The organism is Serratia sp. SCBI (genome assembly GCF_000747565.1).
Lineage (GTDB): Bacteria > Pseudomonadota > Gammaproteobacteria > Enterobacterales > Enterobacteriaceae > Serratia > Serratia ureilytica.
The window spans coordinates 346,694-367,934 of sequence record NZ_CP003424.1 but is presented as its reverse complement, the minus strand read 5'-3'; the positions used below and the strand labels follow the sequence as shown (position 1 = coordinate 367,934).

Annotated in this window: 23 protein-coding genes; 1 reads left to right on the top strand and 22 read right to left on the bottom strand. The window is 56.1% G+C overall.

The features are described 5' to 3' along the window. Positions 1 to 726: 726 nt before the first annotated feature. From SERRSCBI_RS01625 to SERRSCBI_RS01560, 15 genes are all read right to left on the bottom strand, one after another. Entirely contained in the window at positions 727 to 1,011 is a 285-nt protein-coding gene (locus SERRSCBI_RS01625; protein ID WP_042783503.1) for a hypothetical protein, read from the bottom strand. A 137-nt stretch (positions 1,012 to 1,148) separates the two neighbouring features. Beyond that, positions 1,149 to 1,685, bottom strand: a complete 537-nt coding sequence (locus SERRSCBI_RS01620) for a helix-turn-helix transcriptional regulator (RefSeq protein ID WP_042783502.1) — start codon at positions 1,683 to 1,685, stop codon at positions 1,149 to 1,151. 140 nt (positions 1,686 to 1,825) lie between these two features. Further along, entirely contained in the window at positions 1,826 to 2,608 is a 783-nt protein-coding gene (locus tag SERRSCBI_RS01615) for a hypothetical protein (RefSeq protein ID WP_042783501.1), read from the bottom strand. A gap of 432 nt (positions 2,609 to 3,040) precedes the next feature. Further along, positions 3,041 to 3,859 (bottom strand): hypothetical protein, encoded by an 819-nt coding sequence (locus SERRSCBI_RS24605; protein ID WP_156965080.1) that lies wholly within the window; start codon positions 3,857 to 3,859, stop codon positions 3,041 to 3,043. A gap of 93 nt (positions 3,860 to 3,952) precedes the next feature. Beyond that, positions 3,953 to 4,456 carry a fimbrial protein gene (locus SERRSCBI_RS01605; RefSeq protein WP_042783500.1) on the bottom strand — a complete coding sequence of 168 codons (504 nt, stop codon included), beginning with the start codon at positions 4,454 to 4,456 and terminating at the stop codon, positions 3,953 to 3,955. Beyond that, positions 4,453 to 4,923, bottom strand: coding sequence for a fimbrial protein (locus tag SERRSCBI_RS01600; RefSeq protein ID WP_223524319.1), 471 nt, complete (start codon positions 4,921 to 4,923; stop codon positions 4,453 to 4,455). Before SERRSCBI_RS01600 ends, SERRSCBI_RS01605 begins: the two co-directional genes overlap by 4 nt. 59 nt (positions 4,924 to 4,982) lie before the next feature. Continuing rightward, positions 4,983 to 5,636 (bottom strand): fimbrial protein, encoded by a 654-nt coding sequence (locus SERRSCBI_RS01595; RefSeq protein WP_042783498.1) that lies wholly within the window; start codon positions 5,634 to 5,636, stop codon positions 4,983 to 4,985. Between the two features lie 56 nt (positions 5,637 to 5,692). Further along, positions 5,693 to 6,238, bottom strand: coding sequence for a fimbrial protein (locus tag SERRSCBI_RS01590; protein WP_369795890.1), 546 nt, complete (start codon positions 6,236 to 6,238; stop codon positions 5,693 to 5,695). A 40-nt stretch (positions 6,239 to 6,278) separates the two neighbouring features. Beyond that, positions 6,279 to 7,286 carry a fimbrial protein gene (locus tag SERRSCBI_RS24980; protein WP_232230732.1) on the bottom strand — a complete coding sequence of 336 codons (1,008 nt, stop codon included), beginning with the start codon at positions 7,284 to 7,286 and terminating at the stop codon, positions 6,279 to 6,281. 111 nt (positions 7,287 to 7,397) lie between these two features. Further along, a complete protein-coding gene (locus SERRSCBI_RS01580; RefSeq protein WP_042783496.1) occupies positions 7,398 to 7,736 on the bottom strand; it encodes a PapG chaperone-binding domain-containing protein in 339 nt (112 codons plus the stop codon). 50 nt (positions 7,737 to 7,786) lie between these two features. Continuing rightward, positions 7,787 to 8,200, bottom strand: a complete 414-nt coding sequence (locus tag SERRSCBI_RS24600; protein WP_156965079.1) for a hypothetical protein — start codon at positions 8,198 to 8,200, stop codon at positions 7,787 to 7,789. A gap of 141 nt (positions 8,201 to 8,341) precedes the next feature. Then, positions 8,342 to 9,094, bottom strand: a complete 753-nt coding sequence (locus SERRSCBI_RS01575) for a fimbria/pilus periplasmic chaperone (protein WP_042785627.1) — start codon at positions 9,092 to 9,094, stop codon at positions 8,342 to 8,344. A gap of 17 nt (positions 9,095 to 9,111) precedes the next feature. Continuing rightward, positions 9,112 to 11,652 carry an outer membrane usher protein gene (locus SERRSCBI_RS01570; protein ID WP_042783495.1) on the bottom strand — a complete coding sequence of 847 codons (2,541 nt, stop codon included), beginning with the start codon at positions 11,650 to 11,652 and terminating at the stop codon, positions 9,112 to 9,114. A gap of 46 nt (positions 11,653 to 11,698) precedes the next feature. After that, positions 11,699 to 12,241 carry a fimbrial protein gene (locus tag SERRSCBI_RS01565; RefSeq protein WP_042783494.1) on the bottom strand — a complete coding sequence of 181 codons (543 nt, stop codon included), beginning with the start codon at positions 12,239 to 12,241 and terminating at the stop codon, positions 11,699 to 11,701. Positions 12,242 to 12,333: 92 nt separating this feature from the next. Next, positions 12,334 to 12,876 carry a fimbrial protein gene (locus SERRSCBI_RS01560; RefSeq protein WP_042783493.1) on the bottom strand — a complete coding sequence of 181 codons (543 nt, stop codon included), beginning with the start codon at positions 12,874 to 12,876 and terminating at the stop codon, positions 12,334 to 12,336. 415 nt (positions 12,877 to 13,291) lie between these two features. On the opposite strand from SERRSCBI_RS01560, the gene SERRSCBI_RS01555 reads away from it, so the two are divergent. Further along, positions 13,292 to 14,035 carry a winged helix-turn-helix domain-containing protein gene (locus SERRSCBI_RS01555; RefSeq protein ID WP_042783492.1) on the top strand — a complete coding sequence of 248 codons (744 nt, stop codon included), beginning with the start codon at positions 13,292 to 13,294 and terminating at the stop codon, positions 14,033 to 14,035. Positions 14,036 to 14,117: 82 nt separating this feature from the next. Here the strand turns inward: SERRSCBI_RS01555 and SERRSCBI_RS01550 are convergent, their stop codons facing one another. From SERRSCBI_RS01550 to SERRSCBI_RS01520, 7 genes are all read right to left on the bottom strand, one after another. Then, the gene (locus SERRSCBI_RS01550) at positions 14,118 to 14,447 is read right to left on the bottom strand and encodes a hypothetical protein (protein WP_016929395.1); all 330 of its coding nucleotides are present in this window, start codon (positions 14,445 to 14,447) and stop codon (positions 14,118 to 14,120) included. Positions 14,448 to 14,590: 143 nt separating this feature from the next. After that, positions 14,591 to 15,325, bottom strand: a complete 735-nt coding sequence (locus SERRSCBI_RS01545; protein ID WP_232230785.1) for a winged helix-turn-helix domain-containing protein — start codon at positions 15,323 to 15,325, stop codon at positions 14,591 to 14,593. A gap of 326 nt (positions 15,326 to 15,651) precedes the next feature. Continuing rightward, positions 15,652 to 16,272, bottom strand: a complete 621-nt coding sequence (locus SERRSCBI_RS01540; protein WP_042783489.1) for a DUF2238 domain-containing protein — start codon at positions 16,270 to 16,272, stop codon at positions 15,652 to 15,654. Between the two features lie 119 nt (positions 16,273 to 16,391). Continuing rightward, on the bottom strand, positions 16,392 to 17,411 hold the full coding sequence (locus SERRSCBI_RS01535; protein ID WP_369795926.1) for a PQQ-binding-like beta-propeller repeat protein: 1,020 nt from the start codon (positions 17,409 to 17,411) through the stop codon (positions 16,392 to 16,394). Between the two features lie 106 nt (positions 17,412 to 17,517). Further along, complete coding sequence (locus tag SERRSCBI_RS01530; protein WP_033641590.1) at positions 17,518 to 18,378, bottom strand: isochorismatase; 861 nt, start codon at positions 18,376 to 18,378, stop codon at positions 17,518 to 17,520. 3 nt (positions 18,379 to 18,381) lie between these two features. After that, a complete protein-coding gene (locus SERRSCBI_RS01525; RefSeq protein ID WP_042783487.1) occupies positions 18,382 to 20,010 on the bottom strand; it encodes a (2,3-dihydroxybenzoyl)adenylate synthase in 1,629 nt (542 codons plus the stop codon). Positions 20,011 to 20,017: 7 nt separating this feature from the next. Further along, on the bottom strand, positions 20,018 to 21,223 hold the full coding sequence (locus SERRSCBI_RS01520) for an isochorismate synthase (RefSeq protein WP_049866641.1): 1,206 nt from the start codon (positions 21,221 to 21,223) through the stop codon (positions 20,018 to 20,020). Positions 21,224 to 21,241 lie beyond the last annotated feature (18 nt).

Genomic DNA, 21,241 nt, shown 5'->3' with positions numbered 1-21,241 from the left:
GACTCTCCATCGAACTGCGTTCGATTATTCGGCCAAGGGCCTCACCCTGCGGGCCAGCGCTGAAGCGCTGTTCAACGCGGCGCCAGCGCCGGTTGTCCGAGTCCGGTCGCCCTATTTAGAAGAACCCGCCTATGGCGGGTTTTTCGCTTTCTGGGGTACGGACTCTCCATCGAACTGCGTTCGATTATTCGGCCAAAGGCCTCACCCTGCAGGCCAGCGACACAGGACGAATGCTCCCTTCTCTGCTTGCATCCCCCCAAAAACGTTGGCTCCAAGGGTAAGCGAATTGCCGCATTCTCGGCATTAGGCGTGAAAGTGGCCTCGCCAGGCGAGTAATGCCCAATTTCGTTGAGGCGGATACTCACTCTCTGGTAAAAAACGCTACCTCATACAATGTGCAGCAGCGTCAATGATGACGTAGTAATGCCAACCACCAGGAAGAATGGCCGTAGTCTTGGATAGACAACTGCCTTTTCTTCATCCGCTGCGCATGTTTGTAGAATGAATAGATGCTTAAACAGAACAAGAATATCGCAAAATAAAACAAATCCACTTCACCTTTCCCTTGGTGTAGATAATACCCAACGTAAATTACGCACAGCTACCATCACTGCCAACGATAATAATTCACCGAACTGATGCTTTGAGTCGGAACAACAGGCTATTTAATCAATAGTCACAAAAAAAGCAGGGAGGATAACCCTGCTTGTCATTTTAAAATCAATATTACTGACATAGCGGCAAGTACTTCTTCATAAACGGTGATTCACAGATCGCATTCATGACTTCGCCTTTATCTTTCTCTTTAGGCTTGGCGTCTGTATTGGTGTTGCCTGCACATTGCCCGCCATTTTTCCCCTGGCCATTGATGCATTGGCCAAAATCGCTATTGCCGGCGCCGCTGGCGTTGCCATGATTCCCCTGCACATTCTGATTGCCGTTAAAACCGGCGTGCGCATAAGACATCATCATGATGCCAGCGCCAATAAGTAAAGCCGCTGTCGTTTTCATAACTGTCCCTTTGTGTTATTTAGAAAATGAATAAAAAAATACTTAACATTCCCTTGGGGAATGTTAATCACAACTCATGATTTTTTAGCGTTATGAAGATATCAGATGAGAATAATTTAAATTATCCCCCATCACGGTTAGGAATACTCTGCCTCTGGTGATAACAACCAATAAATAAAATCATGGCTGCGGTTTAGCATCAGCTTGCCCATCACCGAACGTTTATGGCTGTGCACCGTTTTAACGCTCACCCCCATCACTCTGGCGGTTTGCGATTGATCCAACCCGCGCCGTAAATAGCCGATAACCTGCCGCTCACGGGGAGTCAACAGCTTAGCGGGAAATCGACATACCGGCTTCGGATTAGCCAACGTATCAGACAGCAGCGTAAACAGGCACTGCTGATCGTCGGTGCGGTACAGCACCCGGCTCGCGCGCCCGGAGGCAACGGTCTGCTTTTCCTTAATGGTGACGACATGCGCCCCGGAATAGGCGGCCCAACGCCGGGTGCGCCGGGCCGGGGAAGCCAGCACGATGTCAGGCCGTTCATCGCTGCCCGGCGGCAGGAAGTGCGCAACGTTATTATGCTGCTGTGCATATTTCACAATGCTTAACCGCAAGCCGGCGGCGAAATAGCGGTTCTCGTCATCGATGACGATATTGAGTGGTTTCATTATCCCCTCCTAATTTACCCATCATTCTATTTAGATTGAAAATTTAATAAAAACACGATTGACCGCGTCATTGCACCCGTCATTTTCACCCGTTGTTTCAATGCATTTTTAACTTATTTTTATAAGCCTAAGCTTATAAATCAGGGAAGAGTCAGCATAATGACCTTATACCCCTGAAAATCGCCGGTACCGCCTCTGTATCCGCTTAATGTTGACGTCAGCGTGAGGGTTTTCCCTTCAGGGCCAATCCGGTCGAGATAACCAGAACCAATATCGACACCATTTATTTTAAGATGGCTGATAATGCCACCACCAAGAGAGACGGAACCATTTTTATCCACAGCGATGATAGCCAAGCTAAATGCATTATTGCAGGCAACGCGAAATTGCTTCGCTGCAACACTCCCATTAACTGAGTTAGTGTTTATCGTGCCGTGATTCAGCTCGATATAAGCATCGGCAATGCTGCAATAGGTTGGATCTATTTGTGGTGCAAAGCATTCAAACTCGCCGCCTGGCAAAGGAACATAAGGGATCGACCCGGCACTATATACCGGATAAGCCAAACCCAGACAAGGCTCCTCGTATAGGCCGAATTGTGATTTAACTTCCCGATTGAGATAACCTTTCCGTGCAAATAGCTGGGCTAATTCCCCCATCGTATTTAGATCTGACGCCTCTGGCATATCCATGTAGCCAAAAGGATCTATATAATGTGAGCGGTCAGAGTACGTAAAAGCCAGTTTACAGGTACTGGTAAACCTGCAATTTTTTAATGGATTCCGCGCAGGATCGTACTCATCCCACCGAATTACCTTCACGATAAATCTCTTTTGAGACGGCGAGTATTGCGCATCGATCACCCAACTGGCAGCCGCCTGCGGCACGTGCAACAACAACCATAAAAAGAGTATTTTTTTCATCTTTCCTTCCCGTTATCGAGCTGGCGATTTTCACATTTACATTTCGGGGCACCGGCGTGGAGTCGCCTTCGTCGGTCATTACTGAGGCTAACCCCTCCTGCCCCGTAAAAGCGCGTCGGTGCACTCCGCCATAACGCTGTCGTTCAACACATCGCGGCCCGGTGGCAGGAAGTACGCGACTTTATTATGCTGCTGCACATATTCCGCAACGCCTAACCGCAACCCGGCGGTGAAATAACGGTGCTCGTCATCGACGATGATATTAGATGGTTTTTCATGCCCCTCCTTTTTCAGAGAGGGCTATTTAAAATAGTGGCCAAGCAGGGAGCACATCTTTCATTTGGCAACCTCATTAAGGAATAGACTTTCCACCATTGGATTATTTAATCCACGGCATTAAATACCGTTTTTTTCTGCGTTATTGCCTTAATGTTAGAGAACATCGACGACCGCCACCGCCGAACCGGAAAAATCCCCTGGGGCCGGCGTTCCTGCGGCTATCAGTAAAGAGGAGAAGGTCGCCGCTTTCCATCCTCCCCCCGGTACATCCAGCGTCACCCCGGCGTTACCCACAACCCCATTGACGCTCAATATCGATTTCAGGCTGCCGTCAGCGCGCAAATTGACGGTGTAGCTGTCGCTGCCGACGGAAGCTAGCGCACGCACCTTCACTTTGGCGGCCCCGGAGCAATAAACATAGGCCGTGCTCTCGGCACGATTGCCGGTTACTTCGCTATCGGCGAGAGAACCGTGGCGCAAATCAATATTGCCGCTCATAGAGCATGATACCGGCGGTTTTGGCGGATCAATGGTGGGTGGCTCAGTAACGCTACCAGAGCAAGAATCAGCGAACCATCCGGTATTATTGGTGCCAACATTAAAAACAATACAGGGCGATTTACCACCGTTCTGCTTTACCCACTTATCCCAATCTAATATCGCACCGGTTTTCGGTAAATTAGAAGCCCAATAAGCAACCAACGCACTTGCTTTTTGCTTATTTTTTTGAGGCAAATCAAATGAATATACAGGAGCAGCGAAACCACCAGGCGACATTGTTATTTTGCATTGCGGTCGAGAAAGAATACCCCCACATTCAAGATCCCAATCTCTCGGAGCGCCAGAGAAATCTGCGGACAAAATAGTAAACCGCAATACACTCCCTCCGCTATCTAATTTCCAGTCAACATTAATTCCTGCATAGCTTGGGTGGAAGAATAAAACCAAAAGACCAAGAAATAACTTTTTCATTTTTAATACCCATTTTGTGCATCGTTAATTCAGTCTTTTCAGCCATTGGCATTTTCACTCCGGGCACAAAACTATCTAAAAATAACCGGTGTATTACTGATAATCCGCCAGCAGCGTCGCCTGGGCACTAAACGCCTGCGGCGTTAATCCGGCTCCCTGTCGTTTGATCGGCACGGCTTGCAACGTCGGCGGATTGGCAGCATCTATCGCCACACGTTTATTCAGAACGAAAGCATTCCCCGCCAACAACAGACGCACAGCCAGATCGGGAACGTTGGTCGGCACGGCAGCGTTATCGAACCCACTGGCGGTGGCTACCATTGTTAATCCCAGCGCCTGCCCATTGCCACCCGGCTCACACTCGATCCGGTAATTGACGGTTTGCAGATAATTCCTCCCATCCACTTTACCGATCCCGACCCTCTGACCAAAATCCACCTCGATTCGCTGGCCGTTATTGATCACGCATGACGGCGGTTCGTTCAGCGTGCCGCTGAACGACAGGCCCGCCTCGTTGTCTGCCGCCCATCCCTGCAATGCGGGCAGAAACAGGCTACAAGCCAGCAAGGCCCACGTTTTTCCAACGTTTATCTTCATTGATAATCCACCATCAGCGTCGCTCCCGCGCTAAAAAAACCGACGGTCAGAGCGCCGCTGCCTTTCACAGGCACCGCCTGTAACACAGGCTTATTCGGATAGGTAAAATTAAGCCAACTGCCAATGATCAGCGGCACACCGTTGGCCCGCAGTGCAATCGCCAGATTGCCTTTGCTACTTTGAATCGCACTGCTGTTGAACGCAGCAGCAGCGCCCACCACTTTCATCTTCATGGCATTTCTGCTGTTGTTTTTGCACTCCAGCGTATAATCGATCGTGCGAAGATAGTTGCTGCCATTGACTTTAGTGGTCACAAGATCATCGCCAAACTCTACGCGGAGGGTTTGATTGTTGTTCACCACACACTGCGGTTTGCTGGTGATCGTGCCGGAGATAGAAATTGGGGTCGTCGACGCCAATCCTGGTGAGACACAGAGCACCTCGGCCAGAACCGTCAATGCCAACACGCCATAGCTTCTGCAAGATTCGGGCAAAGATCGCCGTTTCACGCGCACGCCTCCCCCAATTAGTCATAACTCAAGCTAAAATCCACCACGGCATCAAAACTCCCCGCCCGCAGAGGCGCGCCAGTACGTTCCGCCATCACGCTGTAGTTCAACACGTTGCTGCCCGGCGTCAGCCACAGCGGCTTGCCGCGGCTGCCCAAGCGAATGTCTTCGCCCTGGGCATCCAGCAGGCGCAGCCCCATACCGCTCACGCCCTGCGCTTTCACCAACTGCGGGCTGTCCGCATCGGCCGGTGCACGGAAGCTCACCCGCACCGCCGGCTGATCCGCCGCCCAGCTCAGCGCACCGGTGCGTTCATCCCGGTTCGCCGCCGGGCTGCGCAGGCAGTCGCGCAACCGCAGCGCAAAGCTTACCGCCGCGCCGCGATCGCCGGTTTGCGTCAATGACCCGGTCGCTACCTCACCCAGCCAGACTTCCTGCCGCAGGCTGTCCATCTCCAGCCGGCAGGCGCTTTCGGTCAATGCCCCCCTGACATAAAGCACGCCGTTAGCGCCATCCACTTCCCAGTTATCGACGGCCTGCGCCGCCGGCAGCAGCCACATCATGGCCGCCAGGCTGAGCGGCGCCATCAGCGCCAGGCCGCCCAACGAGGCGTAATAGCCCAGTTCACCGCGCAGGTATGCCCAGTCACGCACCGTCTGTTTCCCTGTCATAGTTCTCTCCTGATAAAATGGGCGCTTAGGGCCGTTTGCCGTCACGCTAAACACGCTTACTCATATTCCAGGCCGAAAGTCGCGACAGACGAAAACGCCCCCAGACCGATGCTCTTTTGCGCTATCGCCTCCGGTTCGCCCCGAACGTACACCTGCAGTTGTAAACTGTTGCTGCCTTTGCCGATGGCGTATCCCTCACTCGGCTTATTCAGCGCCAGCGGCGCGCCCGCCATCGTTTCCAACCCCAGGGCGATGCCCGTCGCCTGGCTGCCGCCATCCGGCTTCAGTAGACCTGGCAGCGCACCGCTTTCAGCGCCGCTGAAGGTCACCTTCACCGTGTTGCCCAGGCTGATGTCACAATCCTGCAGCACCAGACTGAACGCCTTGCCGGGAGTACGGCCATAGGTATACAGGTACTTATCGATCACCGTACCGAAATCCAGGCGGATATCCTCATCACCCGGCCGCAGCGTGCAAGGCTCGGCGACCAATGCGCCGCTGAAATGCATATTGTCAGCAGCGGCCCAACACCCGCTCGCGCCGATCAGCAACCCCACGCCGATAACGCCTCGCCACATCGCCGTTTTACTTATCCTCTCCATGCATTTTTCCTCTTCTTTCTCCCGGCCGCCGAGCGTGGGCTCAAAGGTAATTCGCCTGCAGCGTCGCCGTGGCGGCGAACGCGCCTTCTTTCAATGGCACGCCCGCTTTGGCAACCGGCACCGCTTCCAAACGCGGCGGATTCGCCGGATCGATTTTGATGCTGCTGTTCGGGGCGAACGGTTTGTCATCCCGGTACAAGCGGATACCGAGGTTGCCGTTATCGGTTTGCAACGCGGCGTTATCAAAGGACGCAGCGTTGCCCTTAAAGGTCAACGTCAGCTCCCACGGCAGGGCACCGGGCAAATCACATTGGATGCGGTAATTCACCGCCTGCCGGTAATTGACGCCATCGACTTTGTTGATACCGACGCGCTGGCCAAAATCCACTTCGATCACACCGCCGTCGTTAATGCGGCAGGGCGGCGGCACGCGCAGCGTCCCTTTCAGGTGCATGGCGACCTCTTCGGCCGCCTGAACGGAATGGCCGACCAGGCTACTAGCACACAGCAGCATCACGGCAACGCCCTGTTTCATGTTCGTCTCCCGGTTCATTGATAATCGACACGCAACGTGGCGGAGGCCGTAAACTCCCCCGTCGGCAGCGTAGCGTTCGCCTGCTTCACGGGCACCGCCTCCAGCTTCGGCAAAAACGGGAAAGGTGAAATTCTGCCAACTGTTCAACGCAATACGCGCACCGTTGTTTAAAAACGCAATGCCCAGGCCGCCGACATTGGTCTGGAGCAGCTTGCCGTCGAACCCCGCTCCGGTGCCGGCAATCAACAGCCGCATGCCGTTCTTTCCCGGTTTGTCGCAGGTCACCGAATAGTCGACGGGCGTGCGATAATTTTCGCCATTGACGCGCGTCGTCATCACCTCATCGCCGAAATTCACCTCGATCGGCTGATTGCCGTTGATCACGCAAGGCAGCGGCGCCAGCACGGTCACCCTGACCGATACCGTGGTGGCGGCCCAAGCCGGCATGTTCGTCAGTAAGCAAGCCATCATTGTCAGAAAAAACATGTAGGCTATATTCGATGCGATATTCACTTTATTTATCTCCCTATCAATCGATATATCACGCCCTACAAGCATGCACCCCTTTTGCACACCGCGAATCATTAACTTATTTTCGTAAAAAGCCTAAAGCATCATTAATAATCACGGTAACGAAATGATGATGCTTTTCGCCCCCTGAAACTCCCCCACGCTGCCGTCATATCCCGCAAGCGTTGATGTCAGCGTTAAGGTTTTTCCGGCCGGCGTCGCGGTAATCAACAAGCCATCCCCCACATTGACGCCGTCTAATTTCAATTCGCTGCGAAACTGTTTTTTATCGTTAAAATAAACCGTTCCAGACCGATCTGAACTCATAATTCTTACTTTGAAATTAAACGTGCAGGCCACCGTCAATTGCGCTTCAGCCGTACTGCCGTTAATCACTTCGGCCCGCAGCATGCCATGATCCAACTCCACCAGCGGCTCACGTAACTCACACACGTTGGGTACGATCTCCGGCACCCGGCACTGTTCGCCGCCGGGAAACCTAATTACCCCCCATGAGCTATTACCTGTAGGGTGTTATAACCAAAGTAAATGCAATGCGGTTGATTCGGGTAGTCATAATCTTTACTACGATACTCCCGATTGAGTAACCCATTCTGGATAAATTTTTTACCCAGTTCACCCAATGTTTTACTGGTTGTAACACCTGAAAAATACACTTTATTCATAAATGGGGTGTTACCATTAACAAATGCAAGATAGCAATATTCCTGACCAGAATTACAACCATATAATGGATTAGGGGTTTTGTCCTCCGTATCCCAGGCAATAATTTTTGCAACAAAATGGCCGTAAGTCGCATTTATCGGCCGATATTCCGTTTTCATTTCCCACGCGGCGGAAAAAACATTAACGGAATAAAAATAAATAAAAAAAGGAAAAGCCATCCGTTTTAACATAGGGTAATCACTGGTATAAATAAAAATTCAATTATCCTTTCGTTAATCGAAAACGGCGATGGAAAACCAGCCCGTTCTCCCCTTCAGCATATCCCTTTGCCTGTCTGATTACCGCTGGCGGTGATGCGTTGCGGCCCGGCACTAAGACGCTTTCTTCTCCGGCACCACTTTGCAGACCGCACCCGCACAGCTGAAGCTCAACTGTGGGCGGCCGCCGTAATCGTTGATATAGGTCAGCACCGGGCTGTTCCCCACGCTGCCTGCGCTCACCGTCAGCGGCAGGCTGCCCTTCGGCGGCACCATCAGCGGTTCAAACCCTTTGGCGCCTTCAACGCCCTTGCGGCTGGCGGCGTCAACCAGAGTGACGTAGTACGGCGTCGGGTTGTTGACCACATACTTGTCGCCCTGCTTGCTCAGCGTCAGCTGCTCCTGCCACGGCGCGGCGTTGCGCTCCGGCGCGATCGCCGCCGGGCGGTAGAACAGCTTGATGCGCGTCTGCAGCGCGATTTGCAGCGAGTTCGGCTTGTTGCTCTTCGGCGGGATCTCGCGCAGGTTGAAGTAGTACAGCGTCTCGCGGTCCTGCGGCAGCATCTTCGCCGCCGGCAGCGCCTGGATCTTCACCTGGCTCGGCTTGCCCGGCTCGATGCGCTGCACCGGCGGCAATACCGTCAGCGGGCTCTGGATCTTGTTGCCCTGTTCGTCTTCCAGCCAGCCCTGCGCCAGGTACGGCAGCTGTTTGTTCTGGTTGCTCACGCTCAGGCTCACCGACTGCACGCCGCCGTCGAAAATCACCCGGGTGCGATCCAGCGCAATAGCCGCCTGCGCGGTTGGTGCCAGCGCGCCGGCCAGCAGCGAAGTGGTGGCCAGCAGGCCGATAGCGTTACGTTTGCTCATCATAAAAACTCCTTAATTCAGTGTTCGTCGCCGCCCGTACCGGCGCTTAATGCCCGGCACGGCAGCAGTAAATTGGCGGTCAGCATCTCGGCCGGCAGCGGTGTCGGCATCTGCACTTCGCACTGTTCGGCGCCGTTCCAGCGCACCGTCATGCGATCGCCGGCGTTGATGCCGCTCAGGTAAACGCTGCCGCCGTCGTTAACGATGCCGGTCTCTTGTTTACGCGCGTTCAGCACCGTGGCGCCGAACGGCGGCTCGCCGCCGTCCGCCAGCTTGATCACGGCCATCGCCTTCTCCCCGGCGATCACCGCAAACTTGCGGTAACCGATGGCGCCTTCGGTCAGCGTCGCCTGCACCACCGAAGTGGTGGCCTCGGCGTTATCGCCAAGCTTGTCCAGATCGATGCTGGCCTTGTTGCGGTAGTAGCTGTTGACGTCTACCACGACCGCCTTGCCCCAGCGGTTGGTCGCCATCGTGCTGCCGTAGCCGCGCACCGGCACCCCGGCTACCCCTTCGGTATCCAGCAGCAGCCGGGTCCCGCCGGCCATGTTGCTGCGGTGCAGCGCCCCGCCTTCGGCGGTCAACGTCATCCCGCCCTGCAGCGAACCGCCGATGGCGCTGTACCGGTCCTGCTGGTAGCTGGCGTTGGCGCTCATCCGCGCCAGATCGCCATCGCGGTTGTAGTAGCCGCTCAGGTTGGCGCCGCTGCGTGAACCGCCGGCGCTGATCTGGTAGTTGCTGCGATCGTCGATGCGATCGTAGTACCCCACCCGGTGGGTGCTGTCGTCACGGTTGAGCGTGGCGTTGTAGCTCAGCGTGGCGCCGTTGCCCCACGGCAGCGACAGCGACAGATACATGCCGTCGTCGTTGGTCTCGTTGTAGCGGTTGCGGTACGCCGACAGCGACAGACTCAGGTTTTTATAATCCCCAAGGTCAAAATAGCGCGACATCGTCAGGCTGTAGCGATCGTTGGCCGGCCGATCCCAGTAGGTCTGGTGGCTAACGTTGAGATACGCGCTCAACCCGATATCACGCAGCTGCTGGTTGTAGGTGATGGTGTACATCTCCTTGCTGTTGCCGAACCGCTGCCCGTATTGGCGCGCATCCAGGTACTCGCTCATGCTCATAAAGTTCTGCTCGGAAAAGCGGTAGCCGGCAAAGGTCACCTGGCTGTCCAGCTCGTCGAAGCTTTTCGAGTAGCTGAGGCGGTAAGAACCGCCGCTCAGCGTCTCGCCGTTATACGGCAGTTTGGCGCGCGACTGGGTGACGTCGAACGACAGCGCGCCCAGCAGCATCAAATCGCGGCCGATACCCAGCGCCGCCGCGTTGTAATCCCCGCCCAGCAGCGCCCCGCCGAACAGCGACCACCCGTTGCTCACCCCCCAGGAGAATTCGCCGGTGCCGAACATCGGCCCCTGGTAGCGGTGATCCATATCCGACGGCTTGCCCGCCGCCAGCTTGTAACGCAGCGAACCGGGGCGCGTCAGGTACGGAATGCTGGCGGTGCTCATTTTGAACTCCTGCACGCTGCCGTCCTGTTCCTCCAACCGCACATCCAGGTCGCCCGAAACCGCATCGTTCAGATCCTGAATACGAAACGGCCCGGCGGCGACGGTGGTCTCATACAGCACCCGCCCCTGCTGGCTCACGGTCACCTTGGCGTTGCTCTTCGCCACTCCGCTGACTTCCGGCGCATAACCGCGCAGGTTCGGCGGCAGCATGTTGTCGTCGGAGCGCAGGCTCACGCCGCCGAAGCGAAAGCTGTCGAACAACCCGGAATCCAGGTAGTCCTCGCCCAGCGTCAGCTTGGATCGCAGCGCCGGGATCGCCCGGTAGGCGTAGTAGCGGCTCCAGTCCAGTTGCTTATCGGTTGACTGCCCTGAGCCGGTCTGGTGGTTCAGGTTCCCTTGCCAGTCGGCGCGCAGCCGCCAGGCCCCCAGGTTGGCGCCCGCCGTGCCGTTGCCGCTGACGCTGTAACCACGCGTGCCGGCCTGCAGCTGATGCTGGGTCTGAGCGTTAATGTTGTAATCAAGCAGCACGCCGGGGACACCTTCGTCCCAGCGCGAAGGCGGATCCCAGTCCTCCGAAACGTAGTCCAGATAAGCCTGGGGGATGCTCAGATACAGCGCCGACGTAGCCAACTCCCCCCGCACCTCCATGCCCGGCAGGCTGGCCTCGTCCAGACAGGCGCCTTCGCGCCACCAGGTTAACTTTTTCAGCGCCTCATCCCTGATACCCAGCTGCGCCACCAATTCTGGCGATAAGCAGGCGCGGCTGCCGCCGGCGTCGTCGTCCGGTGCGTAAAACGCCACCGGCTGTTCCGGCAAATCGATTTTATTGACGTGCACCACCATGCCGTACTGGCCGGGCATAATGTAGCCGCCGCGCGAGAACTGGCTCAGATCGATGTTTTTGCGATCGTTCACGTCGAGCACGTCGGTATTGAACTGGATGTCTTCCACCGCGCCGGCTTTGCTCGCCAAGCTGCCCAGCACCAGCGCCACGCAGGCGCTGAGAATATGCAAACGAAACGGTTTCCCGGCAGGTAAAAACATCATTTCCAAGACCTTTTAATTTATTGATTTCCCTGACTCATCAGCCGGCTCAGTAATAATCCATTTTGAAGCGCACTGATGAGAAATAGTCCCCGGCCTTCAATGGCCGCTGGTTACTGATTAACGTCATGGCGTAATTCAGACGGTAATTCCCCGGCAATATATTTACCGACGGAAGAGATTTCCCTGGCGTGGCAATATTGCCGTCGGCATCGGTAATTTTCAGCGCAATACCGGAGGCATTACCGCTAATGCCAAACATTTCACCATCGCTATTGCCGTCAAACGTAATGCGAAACTGTTTCCAGTCCGGTAAGTTTTTATCGGCGCGTTCGAGCACGCAATTAACCAACTCAATACTGAATGGCACCGTTCGACCTCTGCCGTCGCGCGCAATATCTGAGACAGGCATAATATCCATATCGATAATTTGCTCTCGGCTTTCCGTTGCTATTGCACAGGCGGTGTCAATAATAGCCCCTTGCATATTGACGCGCCCTTCGCCCTGCACGGCAGACATTGCCTGCTGGGAAATGAAAAATGGCGCCAGCAATAGGCAAAAAGCCCCTATTTCTTTTATTTTTTCGTTCATTGCCATTCCCTGGTGAAATCATGCTGCTTTGAAAATGGCATGCGGGTTGCCCCGCATGCCCGATAATCACACGTATTTCGTCAGGTAACGACTTACTGGTAAGCCAGGGTAAAGTCGGCTACAGACTGGAACTCACCCGGGACGATCACGGCGGTGGAAGCCGAGCTGCCCTGCAGGTAAGCGGCGAAGCTCAGGGTGTTGGCACCGCTTTGCAGCTCACGCGCTTTAGAAGGTTTGCCCAGCTCGATGTTGGTACCTGCGCCGTCGGTGATGGCGATGCCGGCGCCTTTAGCGGTACCGGTGATGCCCAGCAGTTTGCTGTCGGCTTCAGAAGAGGAACCGGAGAAGGTCAGCGCAACGGTGTTGTTTTTGCCTGGATTCTTGGTGGTCAGCTCACAGTTTTCCAGCTTGATCTGGAAGTTGCGCGGGGTGGATTTACCGCCGTTTTTCAGCGCCACGTTAGAGATTGCACCCAGTTCAACGGTCTGATCCAGAGATTCAGGCGCGATTGAGCAAGGAGCGTCAATGATAGAACCGCTGAAGGTCACTTTACCGTGACCCTGGTCAGCAGCGTGCGCCAGAGAAGAAACACCCAATGCCATAACGGCGGCCAGCATAATTTTATTCAGTTTCATATAAATCCCTTACATTCCTTAGTAAGTAGTGGAGTAAATTAAATCCGTAAGTCACGCATGCAATGCCGCAGCTTTATTCCTGAGCGTTGTATTCGTGGCTAATACATAGCGTTTTTGCGCTCCGTATCAGTGGGAACAAATTTACACCCCCCGATCTGATTTTGAAATGTTATGTCGAAAAAATACAAAAACACAGGATTATTATCGATAAAATAATAATTAAATAGATTTTAACACTAAAAAATAGAATTTAATTATCAATATTTATTTAAAAAAACTTGTAAGAAGATAAACATTTCATGTCAATTATACGGATAGAGAGAAAAATCCTATTTACACACAGCGTGAAGGATTGAAAAAAGGCGCATCAGGTCTCAGAATAATCCCTCGACAGGAAAGTTGATGGGTAAATGAAATGATTTTTATCATAAATGAAGACATCCTCTTTAATGAGGATGAGGGCACGCTGTCGCATATTGATAATGCCAGCAATAAAATAGCTTTACTTAAACCGACCGGCAGATTGCTTTCGTTGTTTATTCGAAATAATGATAAGCTGCTGCTGCGAGAGAGGTTGCTTAATGATGTCTGGGTTGAGCATGGGCTCAAAGCCTCCAATAACAACCTGAATAATTACGTTTCCGGCCTGCGTAAGTCATTGGCGCAGTTCGGCGTAGAAGATATTATTGTGACCTACCCCCGCCAGGGGTTTAAATTTAATGCCGCAAGCATTCAACAGATGGATATAAAAGCCAGTGATATTAATAATAATGATTATAGCGAAACCGAAATAGCGTCAACGCCGCCGCCGGCAAGAACGCCGAACTTTCGCCGCTCGGTACAGCGCTTAATTATGATCATGGCCGCTTGTTTAGTGCCGTTTGCCGCGATTGTGCTTTACCAAAACAGCACGCGCATCAGCGTTTATCCGTTGGGCAATGAGCAAAATTGCCAAATTTACACCATGCGGTTAGGCAGCGGCGAGCTGGCAAATATTAAGCGAGAGATACGGCAAGCCGGCTTCGACTGCCAATACCGGGCGGATGTCTATTACTATGACAACATTCGCAATGAGAATGCCGAGAAGGACGAACAGTGGTTAACCTATTGCCCGCGGGCGAGCAATAGCCCGTGCATTAACAATTACATAAAAAAATAACGATATCTCAATTCATTTTAAAATAGCACCTGGGTTATGAATCCACCTTGCCCCTCGGTCGTACCGGGGGCGCAGGCTGCTGTTATGATGACGTCACGCAGACATAATACGGCGCATGGTTATCCACAAACAGATAATGGCGTGCATCCATGCGTTCAATACGCAGGTGAATCGTCTGCCCTTCGATGGGTAAACTGCGGTTCAGCGCCTCATCTTGTAGCGTGTCCTGCGGTTTTCGGATATTTTCCCGCACCTGAAATTCGTAGTTCCCCCCCCATTTTCGGTAATCGACCCCCATGGATCGTTCAATGATGTAACGCTTGCCATCGTAAAACACACTGCCGTTAAACAGTATGGTGGCATGCCTCACCCCATCAGGGACCACGCTTATCAGCAGCGTTCTCTCCAGCATTTTTCCTTCATATTGGTTGACGAAACGTTCAACCGCCGTACATTCCGGAATTTGCGGTTTAAAAAAATAAAAAATAAGCAGAAACGCTGCATACCAGCACGGCCACCGCCGCGGCAATCGCATAACCGTGGCGGCATACCGAGCTATAGACCCCTGCTTTCATAGTAGTTCTCACATTGTACTTTGCCCGAGGTCATGGCCTCTTGCGGACAATAATAGAAATAAGATGCTCTGACCCGTCCACTGGCATTTGGCACCAGGGCCTGGCTGTCATAATAAAGCAACGTCGCCGGCTCGCCGCAGGTTGCCGTTTTCTTCTCTTGCAACATGTTCTTCAGGTGGTTCAGGTCGATCTCGCCGGGGCCGACATTGTGATAGGAAGTGACAAATTGCACATTACAGCTCCCGATCTTACCCACCGTCATCAAACTGGCCGAGGGATACCCCGTCTCCTGCCAGGCCAAAATCCCGCTCCCCGCCGCCAGCAGCAGCAACGCGGCCAACCCGAAGCGCTTAAATCGCTGCACTCGCAGCGGCCTGGTCGGCAAGGGGTTGTCTGCAGCCGCCAGGATCGGCATTTCCGGCAAACTCTCCGCCAGGCTATCCGTCGTCTTCAACGAAGCGGCGGTAAACATGAATCCCTGGCGCGGCAACGTGACGATAATGTCGTCCTCGCCCATGGCGGCGAACATCTTGCGCAGGATGGAAATGGTGTTATTGAGGTTATTGCCGGAGGCCACCTGGCCGTGCGCTTCCCATACTTGCGTCAGCAGGGTATCGCGGGAGACCACCAGGTTATTGTTTCTGACCAACGCGGACAGCAGGCGGTTCAGCGTGGCGGTGAGCGGTTGAGGCGGCAGCTCAGCGTTGAGATCCACCAACTCTGATCTATCCTCATGATATTTAATCTTATTATTAATTATGTATCTCATTGTTCCCCGCTCAAAAAACTAATTAATAATAATTAGCCCTTGTTAAACATGAGAATAGTAGCACACGGCATGAGTTAAGAAAATTCCTAGAAAAACGCATAAAAAGCTAAATAAACATAAATATAGGAAATAACATTGCGCTGTCTCACAGGGCGCCAAACATTTAACTGATGATTGTCGATTTTTATCATGTCGACATTAAAAATGCCGCCCGGCAAATACCGGGCGGCACGAGAAATATCCATTTTCACCAGGCTCAACCGCCGCCGGGCTTACGCCTTTAAACGCCGCAGTTGCCGATCCTGCCAGCCACCAAACAGCCATTGGCCGGCTATCGCGCCGAGCAAGGCGCAGAACATGTCGGACTGCGTGTCCCACGGGTCGCCCTGGGTGCCGAGAAACTCATCGGCGCCCTGGCCCAGCGCCAGCGCCGCCCACCACTCGATAAGCTCATACACCGCGCTGATCGCCAGCGCGATACAGCACACCACGAAGCCCAGCATTTTGCGGCCCCGCACATAACCGCCGCGCAGCAGGATCTCGCGCGCCGCCAGCGCCGGCACCAGCCCCTGGAAGAAATGCCCCAGTTTGTCGTACGGGTTGCGGCCAAGATCCAGCCACTGCTGCACCTCAAACCCCAGCGGTACGCGGGCGTAGCTGTACATGCCGCCGAAAATCAGGATCAGCGCGTGGAAGAAAATCAGCCTATAGAGCAGCGGCGTCAGTGGATAACGGCGATGGGTCAGCCACAGCAGCGGCAAAACAATCAATACCGGCGCCACCTCCATCAACCAGGTGGTGCGATCGTAAGGACTGATGCCGCTGTGGATCAGCGCGGCCAGCAGCAGCAGGGTGATAACGGACAACAACCGCGGTGTGCATGAGGCAGGCATAACCAACGTTCCTTCGGATAATAAGGCAATCCACACTTTATACCGCAGATCGCACGGCGAAAAAAAACAGGCGGAGCGTCGCCGCTTCGCCTGTTCGAGGGGGGTTATTCTGCGCGGGATTACTTCAGCGCTACGCGGATCACGTCGTCCGGCGCGGTCGCCTCTTTTTCGCGGCTGGAAGCCTGCTTGACGCTGACGTACAGCGTCTGGCCATCCGGCGACAGCGCCAGGCTGTTCGGATGGGTCGGCGTCTTGATGGTGTTCAGCACCTTGTAGCTCTTGGCGTCAATCACGCTCACTTCGCCCGCCTGGCGGTGGGTGACGTAGACTTCATTGCGCGCCGGGTTGAACAGCACCGCCAGCGATTCCGGCACGTCGATCTTGCTCAGGATGTTGCCGTTGCGGGTATCCACCACCAGCACCTGCGGCTGCTTGGAATCGGTGATGAAGGCGCGGTGGGTGGCGGTATCCAGGCTGAGGTTCAGGAAGAAGTGCTCTTTAGTCTCATCCAGCTTCTTGCGCGACAGCACCTTGTTGCTCTGGGTATCGATGGTCACCAGCTCGCCGTCGGCGTTGGTGACGTACAGGCGCTTGGCGGCGGCGTCCAGCGCCAGGCCGGTGCCGTATTTGCCGGTGTCGGCCACGGTGGCGCGCAGGGTCAGATCCTTGCCGTCCACCACCCACACCACGCTGGATTCACCCAGCCCGGTGATATACAGGGTATTGCTGTCGGCATCCGCCACCAGCTCGCGCGGCGCCAGCGGCTTGACGGTCTCGGAGCGCTGGCGCGCGTCCAGCACCAGACGGCCTTTTACGTCGCCGGTCTTGGCGTCGATGGCGGTCACCGAGTTATTGACGGTGTTGCCGAAGAACAGCGTGCCGGTCTTGGCGTTGATGGCGGCGCCAAACGGCTTGATGTCGTTATGAATAATCTGGGTCACGTCCAGCGTGGTCGGATCCAGGCGGTAGACGATGCCGCCCTTATCCAGCTTGCGGCTCTGCGACGTGGCCAGGTAGAGCGCATTTTCGCTCGGGCTGTAGGCCATTTCATAGGCGCCCTTGCCGACCGGTTTGCGCAGCACGTCCGGCACGGTCTGCGCCTGCAGGGTGTTGGAGAACAGCAGCGTTGACAGCAGCATCAGCGGAAATGCCGCCCGTCTTCCCTTGGTGATCAAAGCATTCATCGAAATTTCCTTATAGAGCTAACGGGGCGACCGCGCGGCCGCCCTCTTTTCATTATTAAAATCAGGCTTTCTCTTCGGAAAGCAGCGCCCACCAGCTGTCGATGGTCGGATTGCGCGCCAGCGCGATAAAATCGATATCGCCGCGGATTTTGCGCCAGCGGGTCGCCAGCTCCATGATGCGCACCGAATCCAGACCGTAATCGATCAGGTTTTCATCGTTGCCCATGTCTTCGCTGTCTTCGTCCAGCAGCGGCAGGATTTGCTGACGCAACGCGTCGATGCTGGCGATGCCGGTCGCCGGCAGCAGAGACGCGGTGGTCACCACCCGGCCGCAGCGGCCGGCGGTGTAGCGCAGCGCCATCAGGTGTTCGTCACGCGAGAAGTCCGCCAGGCCGTCGGCCACCATGAAAGGCTGGATGTTGCGCATGAAGGCGTCGATGGCGGTGGTCAGGCAGCCGATGTGCGCATACACGCCGCAGATGATCAGCTGATCGCGGCCGGACTCCTGCAGGATCTCCTGCAGCGGTGAGCGGTGGAAAGCGCTGTAGCGCCATTTCACCAGCACCGTGTCGTCTTCGTCCGGCGCCAGCGCGGCGGTCACCGCCTGCTGCTCGGGGTGTTTGTTCAGGCCCGGCCCCCACATGTCGTTCAACAGCGCGCGATCTTCATCGCTCTGCTGATTCGGCTGAGCGGTATAGAACACCGGAATGCCCTGCTGTTTGCAGTAGCGACGCAGGTTGGCGATGTTCTCCACCACCTGTTTAATCAGCGCGCTGTCTTCGCCCCAGAAATTGAGGAAATACTGCTGCATGTCGTGGATCAGCAGCGCGGCGCGCTGCGGTTCTACCTGCCAGGTGACTTTATTTTGCGGCAGTTCGTCCGCCGTCGGCAGCGCGTAATCATTAAGTTTTGGAATGGCCATCAATTAATCTCCCTGAGCCTGAGTCTGTAGTTGCGCGTCGAGCTGCTCGCGCAGCCGTTTTTTGTCCACTTTGCCGACCGGGGTCAGCGGCAGGCTGTCCACCTGAATAAAGCGATCCGGCAGTTTGAAGTCCGCCACGCCCTGTTCGCGCAGGTGGCGACGCAGCACCACCGGCTTCAGCGGCGCGTTGGCGATGATATAGGCGCAGCTCTTCTCCCCCATCAGCGCGTCCGGCATCGACACCAGCGCGGCGTTGATCACGTCCGAATGACGCAGCAGCAGGTTCTCGATCTCCTCGGCGGCGATCTTCTCTCCGCCTCGGTTGATCTGGTCTTTCTGCCGCCCCTGCACGGTGATGTAACCGTCTTCGCTAATGCTGATCAGATCGCCGGAGCAGTAGAAACCGTCGGCGTCGAAGGCGTCGGCGTTGTGCGCCGGGCTCTGGTAGTAACCGCGAAAGGTGTAAGGCCCGCGCGTCATCAACCGTCCGATCTCACCCGCCGGCAGTGGATTGCCGTCGTCATCCGCTACCCACACTTCGTCGTCCGGCGACATCGGCCGCCCTTGCGTCGTCAGGATGTGGCGTTCGTCGTCGTCCAGCCGGGTGTAGTTCACCAGCCCTTCCGCCATGCCAAACACCTGCTGCAATTGGCAGCCGATTTCATTCTGAATGCGCGCCGCCAGCGTTTCGCCCAGCTTGGCGCCGCCCACCTGCAGCAGTTTCAGGCTGGCGAGCTGGGCATTGCCGCCCCACTCTTCGATCGCCTGCAACCATAGCGTGACCGCCGGCGGCACCAGCGCCGTCACGTTGATTTGATGTTGTTCGATCAGGCGGAAGCACTGCGCGGCGTCCGGATCGGCGGCGAACACCACCAGCCCAGCGCCATAAAACACGCCCAGCACGCCCGGCGAACTCATCGGGTAGTTGTGCGCTACCGGCAGCGCGCACAGATAGCGGGTCTGCGCGTCGAAACGGCAGATCTCCACGCTGCGGCGAATGCTGTAGTAGTAATCGTTGTGGGTACGCGGGATCAGCTTCGGCGTGCCGGTGCTGCCGCCGGAAAGCTGGAAGAACGCTACCCGATCGGCCGCGGAAGGCTGTGCGACAAAGCCGTCGCTGGCTTCTTCCAGCCAGGCGGCCAGCGCCAGCTCGCCCTCGGGCTGGCTGCGCAGCGCCACGGCACGCAGCGAAGGATGCGCATCGCGGAAGGCGTTCAGGAATTGATCGTCGGCAAACAGCGCGTGCCGGCGATCGGCGATCAGCAGCGCCGGTTTGATCTGCTCGGCATAGGCGTTCAGCTCGCTGCGCTGATGGCTGAACAGCGCGTTGACCGGCGCCACGCCAATTTTCAGCAGCGCGAAGAACACGATATAAAATTCCGCCACGTTGCCCAGCTGCACCAGCGCGGTGTCGCCGGATTTCACGCCGCGGCGCAGCAAAGCGGCCGCCAGGCGATCGGAGCGCTGCTGCAGCTCGCGGTAGGTCAGGCTGCCCTGGGCGTCGATAATCGCCGGAGCGTCGTTGTTGGTCTGGCGGTCGAGGATCTCGGTCAGCGGCTTGTCAATCCAGTAGCCGCGCTCGCGATAGCGGCTGGCGAACTCCGCCGGCCAGGGGGTAAAGGCAATGCTCATCTTGTCGTTATCCTTGATTCATACCAAAGGCACGCAGAATGGTGCTGAGTTTGGTACCTGTTTCATGCCATTCAGATTCGGGTGAAGAGTCTTCCACGATGCCGGCGCCGGCGAACAGCCTCACCCGGTTGCCGTCAACGGTGCCGCAGCGGATAGTCACAACCCACTCGCCGTTGCCTTCGTCGTCGCACCAGCCGACGATGCCGCCGAACAGGCCGCGATCGAACGGCTCCAGCTTGCCGATCAGGGCGTGCGCCTCGGCCGTCGGCATGCCGCACAGCGCCGGCGTCGGGTGCAACAGGCAGGCCAGCGACAGGGCGTTTTCGTCCGGAGACGCCGCCTCGCCGTCGATCGGCGTGGAGAGATGCCACAGCGTGGTGGTGGTCAGCAGTTCAGGGGTGTGCGGCACGTTCAGGTAGCGGCAGCGGCCGGCCAGCACGTCGCGCATGCTTTCGGTGACGATGCGATGCTCGTGGCGATCTTTCGCCGAAGCCATCAGCCGCTCCCCCACTTCGCGATCGCGCTGCGGATCGGCCTCGCGCCGGGCGGAACCGGCCAGCGGGTTGGAATAGAAACGGCCGCCGTCCTGGCGCAGCAGCAGCTCTGGGCTGGCGCCCAACAGCGCACCCTGCTCCAGCGGCACATGGAAGTGGAAACCGTGCGGGTTCTGGGCGATCACGCGCGCCATCAGCGCATGGCGATCCACCGGCTGGCGCGTTTCGATCTCCAGCAGGCGCGACAAGACCACTTTATCCAGCTCACCGGCCTTCATCGCGGCAACGGCGTCGCTGACCATGTTCATGAACGTCTGCTGCGGCGGCAGCTCCGTCACCCCGGCCAGTTCAGGGCCGTTCGCCGAAGGCCGAACGCCGGCCATAAAGGCGGCGCGGTCGAACCAGCGGCTCTGCTGGGGAACAAACAGCGCCGAAGGCTGCCGGGTATCGAACGGAATGGCGCCGCACAGCAGCGGCTTTTTGATGCCGGCCTGACGGGCCTCGGCAAACGCCTGCCGCACGCGGCGCTGGAACTCGCCGTTCAGATCGGCGCCGTCCGCGGCCGGCAGGCGAATGCGGCTGAAACAACCGGTGGTGCTCAAGCTGCGGTAAGGGGAGGTAAAGAAGAAGCCCGACGCCGGAGAAAAATCAGCGGCGAACCGGTGTTCTTCGCGCTCCTGCATTTCCTTTCGATTGATGTCGTTCACGGCAGTAACCATCGCTTCGCCCTCAAGAAT